At 28.3% G+C, this 11,138-nt stretch carries 9 protein-coding genes and 1 riboswitch; of the genes, 1 reads left to right on the forward strand and 8 read right to left on the reverse strand.

The window, feature by feature from the left end; genetic code table 11:
- Positions 1-1,191 precede the first annotated feature (1,191 nt).
- The 8 genes from asd to KQI30_RS15635 all read right to left on the reverse strand — a co-directional run bounded on the left by asd (position 1,192) and on the right by KQI30_RS15635 (position 8,513).
- Positions 1,192-2,271: an aspartate-semialdehyde dehydrogenase gene (asd, locus tag KQI30_RS15600; RefSeq protein ID WP_216464272.1), complete on the reverse strand. Its 1,080-nt coding sequence runs from the start codon at positions 2,269-2,271 to the stop codon at positions 1,192-1,194.
- Between the two features lie 130 nt (positions 2,272-2,401).
- Positions 2,402-2,573, reverse strand: a riboswitch (Lysine riboswitch).
- A gap of 143 nt (positions 2,574-2,716) precedes the next feature.
- Complete coding sequence (locus tag KQI30_RS15605) at positions 2,717-3,259, reverse strand: DUF4352 domain-containing protein (protein ID WP_216464273.1); 543 nt, start codon at positions 3,257-3,259, stop codon at positions 2,717-2,719.
- A gap of 109 nt (positions 3,260-3,368) precedes the next feature.
- A complete protein-coding gene (locus KQI30_RS15610; RefSeq protein ID WP_216464274.1) occupies positions 3,369-4,118 on the reverse strand; it encodes a protein kinase domain-containing protein in 750 nt (249 codons plus the stop codon).
- Between the two features lie 22 nt (positions 4,119-4,140).
- Positions 4,141-4,458, reverse strand: a complete 318-nt coding sequence (locus KQI30_RS15615) for a DUF4190 domain-containing protein (protein ID WP_216464275.1) — start codon at positions 4,456-4,458, stop codon at positions 4,141-4,143.
- A 128-nt stretch (positions 4,459-4,586) separates the two neighbouring features.
- Complete coding sequence (locus tag KQI30_RS15620) at positions 4,587-5,681, reverse strand: hypothetical protein (protein WP_216464276.1); 1,095 nt, start codon at positions 5,679-5,681, stop codon at positions 4,587-4,589.
- Positions 5,678-6,781, reverse strand: a complete 1,104-nt coding sequence (locus KQI30_RS15625; protein WP_216464277.1) for a DUF58 domain-containing protein — start codon at positions 6,779-6,781, stop codon at positions 5,678-5,680. The genes KQI30_RS15620 and KQI30_RS15625 overlap by 4 nt, the downstream gene beginning before the upstream one ends.
- On the reverse strand, positions 6,781-7,752 hold the full coding sequence (locus KQI30_RS15630) for an AAA family ATPase (RefSeq protein WP_216464278.1): 972 nt from the start codon (positions 7,750-7,752) through the stop codon (positions 6,781-6,783). Before KQI30_RS15630 ends, KQI30_RS15625 begins: the two co-directional genes overlap by 1 nt.
- Before the next feature lie 212 nt (positions 7,753-7,964).
- A complete protein-coding gene (locus tag KQI30_RS15635; RefSeq protein ID WP_216464279.1) occupies positions 7,965-8,513 on the reverse strand; it encodes an NADH peroxidase in 549 nt (182 codons plus the stop codon).
- A gap of 376 nt (positions 8,514-8,889) precedes the next feature.
- Between KQI30_RS15635 and KQI30_RS15640 the strand changes: the two genes are divergently transcribed.
- Positions 8,890-10,956: a cellulose binding domain-containing protein gene (locus KQI30_RS15640; RefSeq protein WP_216464280.1), complete on the forward strand. Its 2,067-nt coding sequence runs from the start codon at positions 8,890-8,892 to the stop codon at positions 10,954-10,956.
- Positions 10,957-11,138: the final 182 nt, after the last annotated feature.

Consider the following 11,138-nt stretch of genomic DNA (forward strand, 5'->3'; position numbering starts at 1 on the left):
CATACAAAGTATAGTTCACTCATTCACTCCTAGCTTCCTCGTCCTGCTCGTTTCTAGCGAATACGAGATTCACATAACATACCATTAACTTCAAGTTTGATTTACTAGCTTAGTACTAGTTTGCTGACTTCATATATATGAGTCAATTAAAAGAATTAACTGGTTATATGTTTCTTCTGTTCAATTTTCAAAGATCATCTGTCGCTCTCTTGCGACGCTCATTCATTGTATCAAAGCTTTTAACACTTGTCAACAACTTTTTTTCTTTTTCGTTTCTGCTCTCTCGCAGCGACAAGACTTATTATAGCACCTGATTTATATAAGTAAAATATAAATTATTCTTTTTTTGATATTTATCATAGAAATACTTTAATTTTCTCTTTTTTTCTTCATTTTATATATATTGATATACACGGGACGTTTGTCGTTATATTTTTATAAATATCACAATTATATATATACTTTCCCCTACATTATATTCTTATTCTCAACATTTCATATTACTATTATTTATTATTATTATGTGTTATTCACATAAATATTAAGTTTTATATTGCTAAAATAAAGATAGAACCCTCTTAGTCTAAATCAACATAAAGAAGGGTTCTATTTATTGCGTCATTTCCGCCGATAATATAAGTATTACGTAATTATATTCATACATTTAACAATTTTTATTTAATCAATTTACTAATTAACTTAACGTATATGATATGTAATCTCTATTATTCTATCAAATCATTAAAGTAATTTCGCAAGTATATATCCTACAATTATTGCTATACTAATTGTTACTAATACTGACAAAAAACTCTAACAATATAGATTGGTAGCTTTTCTTTGTGCTTTTTCTTTCTTGTGAGTCTTCCCATATAACTCCCCTTCTCGTACAATTAATTAACATAATTGTATCATATATCCTTAATTTACACAAAATAATATACCCATTTTATTATACTCCTATAAACAGTAAAACTTTTATTACACTTACTACATATTTCACCTAAGGTATATGAAAGTAAACTCTTTATTATTTCCTTTTAATAATTCTATATCAAATACAATTGATTTAAGGTAAATTACTCCACATCCCAAACTCAAATATTCAAATTTCAGCAATACTTGTGTATAAAAAAACTGCCACACTTATCATGTAGCAGTTTTTTATAATTTATTCTGTTTTTCAAAATATTATTCTAAATATCCTTCTTTATAAAGTAATTCTGCCATTAATACAGCTCCACCTGCTGCTCCTCTTAATGTATTATGAGAAAGTCCAACAAATTTATAATCAAATATATTATCTTCTCTTAATCTACCTACAGTTATACCCATTCCTTTTTCTATATTTCTATCTAAATGAGTTTGTGGTCTATTATCTTCTTCAAAATAAGTTATAAATTGTTTTGGTGCAAGTGGAAGTCCTAATTCTTGAGGTCTTCCTGAATATTCTGCCCACTTAGCTAAAATTTGTTCCTTAGTTGGTTTCTTCTTAAATGAAACAGAAACAGTAGCTAAGTGTCCATCTAATACTGGAACTCTAATACATTGAGCTGATATTGTTATACCTTCAACAAATTTTATCTCGTCATTTTCAATATGTCCCCATACCTTTAATGGTTCTTGTTCACTCTTCTCTTCTTCTCCACTAATGAATGGGATTATATTGTCCTCCATCTCTGGCCATTCCTTCAAAGTTTTACCACTACCTGAAACAGCTTGGTAAGTAGATACAACTACCTTTGTTGGTTCAAACTCCAATAATGCTGTTAGTGGTGGAACATAACTTTGAATAGAACAGTTTGGCTTTGTAGCTATAAAACCTTTTTTAGTTCCTAATCTTTTTCTTTGTGCATCAATAATTGCTAAATGTGATGCATTAATTTCTGGAACGATTACTGGTACGTCTTTTGTCATTCTATGAGCTGAATTGTTTGATACAACAGGAATTTCAGCTTTTGCATATGCTTCTTCTAATTGCTTTATAGTATTTTTGTCCATATTTACTGCACAAAATACAAAGTCAACATCATCCTTAACTTCTTCTATATTGTTAAGATTTCTTATAACCATTGGTTTTACCCATTCTGGCATAGGTATATCAAGCTTCCACTTTGAACCTACAACTTCTTCATAACTCTTTCCTGCACTTCTACTACTAGCTGCTACTACAGTAACATCAAAATATGGATGATCAGTTAATAGTGTAACTAATCTTTGTCCAACGAAACCTGTAGCCCCAAGTATACCTACTCTTAATTTCTTATTCACGATGAATTCCCCCTAAAAATTAGTTTAAATATTTAGCGTAATTAAATGTTCTAAGTACGTTTTTATATCAAGAAAAGCCCTGGAGAAATCCACGGCTATTAATTCATGTAAGGCACATGAAAAATTAACTACTTCGGATAGCACTCCACAACACTGTGACAGTCTTACATATATTCTATGTAAGCCCAGCAATATAGTTCTTAAAGCATTGACTATATACTTCGGCGATGGTTCCTTTCCCATTACATCATAGTGCTTACCTCTATAATGGTACTCTTAAACACCGCACCTCTATCATTACAACTAATATTCATATGCTCTTATAATACACTTATTTAAATCTAAAATCAAGTAACTTGTAATAATTTGTATTTCATTGAATGCTATATTTTTATGAATCTTAAAAGCATAAATATAAAGTTACACTTATATCATATACTTTTTATTAATTTAACTTTACAACTATTTTCTGACCACTAATAAATGATGAATCAAATTCCAATTCTAAGCCAGTCTTTCCTTCTTCTACTTCTACTACATAAACTCCACTTAATTTTCTTCCTACACCTATAGTTCCATCTAGTTGTCCCGCATTAGCTGCAGTTTGTCCAGTTAAAGAATACTTGCACTTTCTTCCATCACCATCAACAACCTTAAACATCATCATTGAAGATACAGCTTGATCTTTATCTGATATATTTTCTAAAGTACAATCTACAGCTAAAAATTGATTTCCTTCTTTAGGTTTAGAAAACTCATTAGTTGATTCAACCTTATATACATTATTTATAGTAACCTTCAAATTTTTAAGTTCTATAGTATCTCCCACATTAAAAACTTTTTGCTTACTTTCTGCTGCTGATGTAGAATTACTTACCTTTTTTGTCTTACCTTCCTTACCTCCAGATGTTGCCACCGCTCCTACTATAACTATAATTGCTATTATTACAACTATCCAGCCTTTTCTTTTTTTCTTATTTTCTTTCATACTTATTAACCTCCCAAATATATTTTCATAATGTCATCTCTCTTGTATTGTCCCATTGACTATATTCTATCTATTTCACAAATATATTTGGTCTGCTATCAGCATACAATTATAAGCCACCTACTTCTCCTAATATAACTATTATAGCTAAACTATACAGTATATATCCAAAAATTTTAACAATAATATTATTACTATTTATAATAGGTAACCTATCTCTTATTTCAAAAAAGTTAGTATATAAAAACCACAATGATAGTAATATTATAACAACTGTTATATTTGTTCTAAATTCATCTAATGTAAACTTATTTTCATAGGTCATTAATCCACATATTAAGAATAAATAAAAAAATGCTGCACATATCATCTTCCAATTAGTTCTCGTTCTAAAACCAGGAATTACATCTAAAAATATCTTCTTTTCTTTATCTGCATGATGTATATTTTTATCTTCCTTTTCTACATTGTTTTTTAAGATTTTTATTGATTCAATATCCTTTTTCAGTATATCAATATTTTGATATCTCTCATTAGGATCTATCTTTATACATTTTTCTACTATATATTGAAATCTACCAATACACCTTTCTATTCTTGGGACTTTTCCTGTTATTAATACATTTATCAATACCCCTATACTATAAATATCCGTCCTAGCATCTGTTTGCATAAATCCAAATTGTTCTGGTGCTGCATATTCTAATGTCCCTAATAATTCTGTATCTCTATTTTCGTTTTCCTTATACGTCCTTGATACATCAAAATCTATAAGTTTTAATACCCCATCATTACTTATAATAATATTTTCTGGTTTTATATCTCTATGAATTATAGGAAAAAGATTTTTAATAAACAAAAAGAACCTCAAAAGGTTCTTTTTAAACTTGTGATAAAATCAATTTTAAATAATAATAATCTGTTGACTCATTCATTTTCAACATAGCTGCACATCCTACCCACATTAATACTACTAACCCTAACGCTATTGAAGAACATATTATTCCAGCCATCGCCATTCCTCTTCCTGTTAATATTTCTTTTTCTCTTTCTATTTGTGACTTTGAAACTATTCCTAACACTAACCCAACAAGAGCTAGAATTACACCTAAAAAAGATAATATAAAAGTTATTGAAAAGAATATTCCTAAGATACCCAATACCATAGATGCAATAGCCATCCCTGAATTTTTTTGCATTTTTATTCCTCCTAAACTATAAAACACTAATATTAATATATCACATCCACATATTTACTTTCAATCTTCATAATTCCTGCTTTATCATTAACTTTCGATAAATATAAAAATATCCAAAATGTAAAATATCACTTGTACTTACTTATTAACTTTTTAAAAGAATCTACATCCTTATCAGATACCTTACTATTTCCATATCTAACTTCTTCATAATTAATAGGAACTTCTTTTCCTTTATTAATCTTATTTTCAATTTCCCAAACACTATCACTTCTATTAATATCTACACCTTTATTTCTAAAATATATAATTCTACCTTTATATATTTTCCTTACTTTTTCCCTATTGGATAAGTTGCCTCTTAAAAACCTTATGTTAAAATGTCTCAAAGCCACTTTAACTTCATCCTTAAAATCAGATTTATCAAATATGGATGTCCTTATCTCTATATCTTTATTTATAATTTTCTTTTTGTCACGATAGCTCTTAAATATACTTCTGATAGTTAATACAATTAACGGTATCAAAACTATCATTGATATTATCAGTACATTATGTAATACATGTCCATATTCGTTAGTATTATAATCCATATACTTCATCTTAATACTACTATTTTTCTCTTCAGATAATACCGATATCTGATTTTCAACTCTCATAAATTGCATAAATTTATAAATTAACTTATCTATATAACTAAATATATTTAGGACACCTGTAAGATAAGTAACTACATTTATAAGTATTGTAATACTAGAAAGTATAATTCCAACCCAAAATGTATTTTTTTTAATTCTTTTCATATGGATTTCACTATATTTTTCATTATCTAATAAATATTCTAATCTTTGCACTGGTAAATATATTATAATAATTGCAACTAAAATTACTTCTAAAAAAATTGCTCCTACCATAAAAATTTTTAAATCAGCTAACATAGCAATAAAGAATTCACCAAAAAGAATTGCTGTAAAATACTTTATTGTATCTATACTTATAACATTTTTCTTTCTTATAGCAATAGTTAAGCAAAACACAAAAGTAATTACTAATAAAGTATACATTTGATTCAACTGGTTCTTACAAATCATAACAACTAATAAAGAAGTAATCGAATACATTATTAATAATCTTATAATACATTCAATAATTCTATATTTATCCCATAACTTTTTATTATATCTTCTTGGTTCTTCTACAGCATAACTTTCAATGTTCCTCATCCTATCACTTCCCATACAAATATATCTTCATCATTATCTACCACTATATCTGTACCTTCTTTTTTAGGTATAATCCACTTGGTATTTATCCCCATAGCCCTAGCCTCTAATATTACTTTTTGTAAATCATCACTTATATAGTGAGATATTATTATAAACATACCTCTCATACAATTCTCATTAATATTATCTTTTATTATTCTTGAAAGATGTTCCTTATAATTATTTATATTAATTCTAGCTAATGTCCTATAATATTCATTTTCACATCCAGATTTAACATCTATATTTTCGTCTTCATCTTTCTCACAACAATTACTTATTAATCTTAATGAAATACCTTTTTCTCCACATCTAATCCCTAATGTATTAGCAATGTTTATACCTTCTTCTACCAAATCTTCTGAATCCCAACTATTATACCGCTCAACATTTAAAAATACTGTTATTTCACTGCCCATAGTATATTCATATTCATTAACTTTCAAATCTCCTGTTTTTGCCGTTGCCGTCCAATTAACTTTCTTTATACTATCCAATGTGCTATATTCTCTTACAGATCTCAATTTAAATGGATCTTCAATAATATCATGTTCTACTTCAATTTCACCTATAAGATTTGAAAGTCTTAAGTCAAATTCTAACTCTGGAATAACTCTTGGATAAACATACATTTCTATATGTTTCTTTATATTCTCTACAAAGTTATATTCCACAAAAAAATTAGAAGTTTTCAAACTATATTCATTTATTTCATAGCAACCTCTTCTCTCTCCTTTAAATGTATAGTGTTTCTCTAATTTCTCATAAGGTTTTATACTAAATATATCTTTTCTATATACTATATTCCCATTATCTTTTACATTTTCTTTATTAAAATTGAGATATGATGAAATAGAAAACCTAATACTTATCCACCAAATAGGTATTATTTTTTTATTTGATATAGTTTCTACTATTTCTGATTCCTCACCTTGAAAAATTGCAGTATCTTTAAATTTTATATCACTAGTTAACTTTTCAAAACAATATCTTTTATAAATATATCCTTCAATTTTATATATACATAAAAATATTAAAAAAATTAATACTATACTCATTATTTAATTCCTATACTATTACCCCATTCTTCAACAGGTGTTTCTACTTCACTTAAAATTTCTTCTAATATAAAATTGTTAGATATATTTTTTACTCTCATAGAATTCTTTAGTACAATTCTATGTGAAAATACATATGGCACTAATTTCTTAATGTCATCAGGGGTAACAAATTCTCTTCCTTGCAACGCAACATATACCTGTGCTGTTTTTAACATTGCCAATGAGCCTCTTGGACTAACTCCTAAGATTATATTGTCATTATTAAGAGTCTTATTAACTATTTTTAAAATGTAATCTTGTACATCTTCATGAACAAAAACCTTTTTACATATCATTCTCGCTTCTATAATCTCTTCTTTCGAAACAACAGAAGAGATGTTATCTAAAGGATCATCATTTATGTATCTCTTAAATATTTCTTTTCCTTCTTCTAAAGTTGGATATCCCATATTAACCTTTACCAAAAATCTATCTAATTGCGCTTCTGGCAATGGAAAAGTCCCCTGATTCTCCACTGGATTTTCAGTAGCTATAACGAAAAATGGTTCTGTCATTTTATATGTAGTTCCGTCTATTGTAACTTGTTTTTCTTCCATAGCTTCTAGCAAACTAGATTGTGTTCTCGGTGTAGCTCTATTTATTTCATCTGCTAATAGTATACTAGTAAAAATAGCTCCTTTTCTTAATTGAAATTCTCCTATTTTTTGATTGAAATAATTTATTCCTGTTAAATCTGATGGTAATAAATCTGGAGTAAATTGAATTCTATTAAACTTAGAATCTATGGACTTTGCCATAGCCTTTGCCAACATAGTCTTCCCAGTTCCCGGAACATCCTCCAATAATACATGACCACCTGCTATTAATGAAGTTATTAAAATATCTATAACTTCTTCTTTTCCTATAATAACTTTTTCTATATTATTTTTTATTTTATCTCCCAATATTTTAACACCTAAAATCTCCATACTTCGCCCCTTATAAATCGTTTACATTTGAATCTATTTTTTAACTCGTTACTAATTATAACTTATATGTATTTTTTATCAATAATTCACTCTTATATTACCTTCTTATTTACAATAAACTTTTTATTATAGACCTTTAGCTTAAACTAAAAGAGACTCTCGATAACAAATATTAATTTGTTATCGAGAGTCTCTTAATTTTAATATAAAAACTATTTATTAGTGAAATATCTTTCTAATAATCCCTTGAATGCCATTCCATGTCTAGCTTCATCTTTGCACATTTCATGAACTGTATCATGTATAGCATCTAAATTTTGTTGTTTTGCAAGTGTTGCTAATTGTTTCTTACCTTCTGTTGCTCCATATTCTGCTGCAACTCTAGCTTCTAAGTTTGCTTTTGTATCTGCTACTACTACTTCTCCTAGTAATTCAGCAAATTTTGCTGCATGTTCTGCTTCTTCAAAAGCAATTCTCTTATATGCTTCTGCTACTTCTGGATATCCTTCTCTATCAGCTTGTCTACTCATTGCTAAGTACATACCAACTTCTGTACATTCTCCAGTAAAGTTCGCTCTTAATCCTTCTAATATTTCTGGATCTACCCCTGCTGCTACTCCGATTCTGTGTTCATCAGCCCATTTTAATTCTCCTGCTTGTTCTTGGAATTTATCTGCAGTTGCCTTACAAACTGGGCATACTTCTGGAGCTGCATCTCCCTCATGAATATATCCACATACTGTACAAATAAACTTTTTCATAACTAAATTCCCTCCATAACATTTTATTTAACTTTTTATATCTCAATTAAATTATTTACTTTTTTCCTTTGTGTTTGAACTTCTTTTATTTACATTAACTATTATATAATAATTATTATCCGCTATCAATAATTTTTATAATATTTTTATATTTTTTTAATTTATTTAGATATCATAATGTTTTTTCACCTTACATTAGTATAATAAATTAATTTTAATTAAATTATTTATTACAATATTTAAACTTTTATTTATAAATATTAAAATATTACATTATACATCTGTTTTTTTGTTACTTTTATTACTTTTTTTATATTTTTAATTACATTTTAACATATATGTTGTATAATTTATCTTATAAAAAGGGGGTATTAACATGAAAAAAAGATTTTTATCAATTTTATTAACTTCAACGTTCTGCATTTCATCATTTTGCGGAACATATACTGCAAAAGCAGAAACATCAACAAAGGATAAGTATAACATAGAAAATCAAACACCTTCATATGTTCAATTTAATGATGAGGAGTTACCTGATGAAGAAAAAGAATGGTTAAAAAACAATATTGAAGAAACTACAGATACAAACTTAAATGAATTAGGCTTACAACGTAGCTTCGGCACTGATTTATTGTCTATTGATGATAATAATGAAATTTCACTAGAAGAAACTATTCCTTTAGCAGACACTGCTCTCCCTTCACAAGTAGATAATAGTACTCTTAGAGCATTTCCTGGAATAGGGAATCAACGAAGTTTAGGTTCTTGTACTAGCTTTGCTAGCACTTACTATCAAATGAGTCATATGGTTAACTTACAAAGAGGTAGAGATGGTTCTCTTGCTGAAAATAAATGTTCCCCTAAATGGACTTATAATCTTATAAACTATGGTTTAGACAAAGGTAGCTTTATCAGCACTAATCTTTCTGCTATACAAAGTGTAGGAGTTGCTTCACTTAAAGATTTTCCTTATGTCGGATCAACCTCTCCTGCTACTAATTATAGAGCATGGGCATCTGATGCTTCTATATGGAAAAAAGCTCAAAACTATACAATAGATGGATACTCAACTATTAATATGTCTTCCCATATTAGTGGGCCTAAAGATTCTAACTTAAATGTAGCAAAAACTAAATTAGTTAACGGATATCTTCTAACATTCTCCACCTACTGGTACTCATGGGTTCTAGATAGAGTTGATGATGATCCTAGCACATCTTCAGATGATAACTACGTAGGTGAAGTTATTTGTAAATATAATGATGATACTTATTCTGGTGGACATGCTTTAACAGCAGTAGGATATAATGATGATATATGGGTAGATATTAATAATAATGGTACTGTTGATCAAGGTGAAAAAGGAGCATTTAAAATAGCTAATTCATGGGGAACATCTTATGGTAATAAAGGTTTCTACTGGTTATCTTACGACGCACTAAATAAAGTTTCTGAAGTTGCAAACAATCCATCAACTACTAGTGGTCGTCAATCAACTTTTAAAGATACTAGTGGCTTTTATTGGTTTACACCTCATTCATCATCAGACTCACCTAAGTTTTTTGCTCAATTTACTTTAAATACAGCTAAACGTAATCAAATATACGCTGAAATTACTGCTACAAATAAATCAACAGGTGTAGTTAATACTTTCAATCCATTTGCTCTAAATTATGCTGGAGGAGCTTATGCTTTTGATGGTACTACTACAGCTAGTGATTGCAGTTTCGTATTCAATCTTTCTAAAGTTATACCTAATCTTACTGAAGAGGAATTACTAAATAACACTTGGACATTATCATTAAAAGATAAAAGCAATGACTCATACCCATTAATTATAAAAGACTTTAAAATAATTAATGATGTTTCAAATTGTGAGTATAAATATGATTTATCTAGTCCTGTATCTATAAATGGTACAACTAAAACTTTTGATATAAATCCTACAAAAAAGAACACTAATAGCAAGGTATCTATTTCAATGGTTGAACAATCTACATCAACTACTGCTAATGCAATAGCTCCACGTTTTAAGATAACAAATACTGGACAAGATTCTATAGCTCTTAAAGACTTAAAAATAAAATACTACTATTCTCTTGAAAACAGCACTAATGCAACTCAATCTTTTGTTTGCCACTACGCTGGTATCAATGGACTTTCTTATAGAAACATTACAAATTACATATTAAATACATTTAAAGATGTTTCCACAACTAACACTACAGCATCAAAATCAGCAGAATTTAGTTTCACATCTGACGCTGGTACTCTTGAACCTGGAGAAACTATTGACCTTCAAGTTAGTATAAATAAGAGTGATTGGTCTAACTTTGACAGATCTAATGACTATTCATTTAACTCAACTGCTACTGATTATGCTGAATGGGATAAAGTTACCGCTTATGTTAACGACTCTCTTGTATGTGGTGTTGAACCTTAATAATGTAACTTTTATAACATAATAAAACTATAAAAAAAGGCTCTCGCCTACAAAATTTGTTATTGATCTGACTCCTGTCAAGTAGACAATCAAAATAAATAAAAGATATATGATGATGCGACTACGTAGTTAGTCGCATTTATCATGATGCTCTTTTTTTCTTTGCTTCTAATTCTGTCTTA

It is taken from the genome of Clostridium bornimense, assembly GCF_018917145.1.
GTDB classification, from domain to species: Bacteria; Bacillota; Clostridia; order Clostridiales; family Clostridiaceae; genus Clostridium_AN; species Clostridium_AN bornimense_A.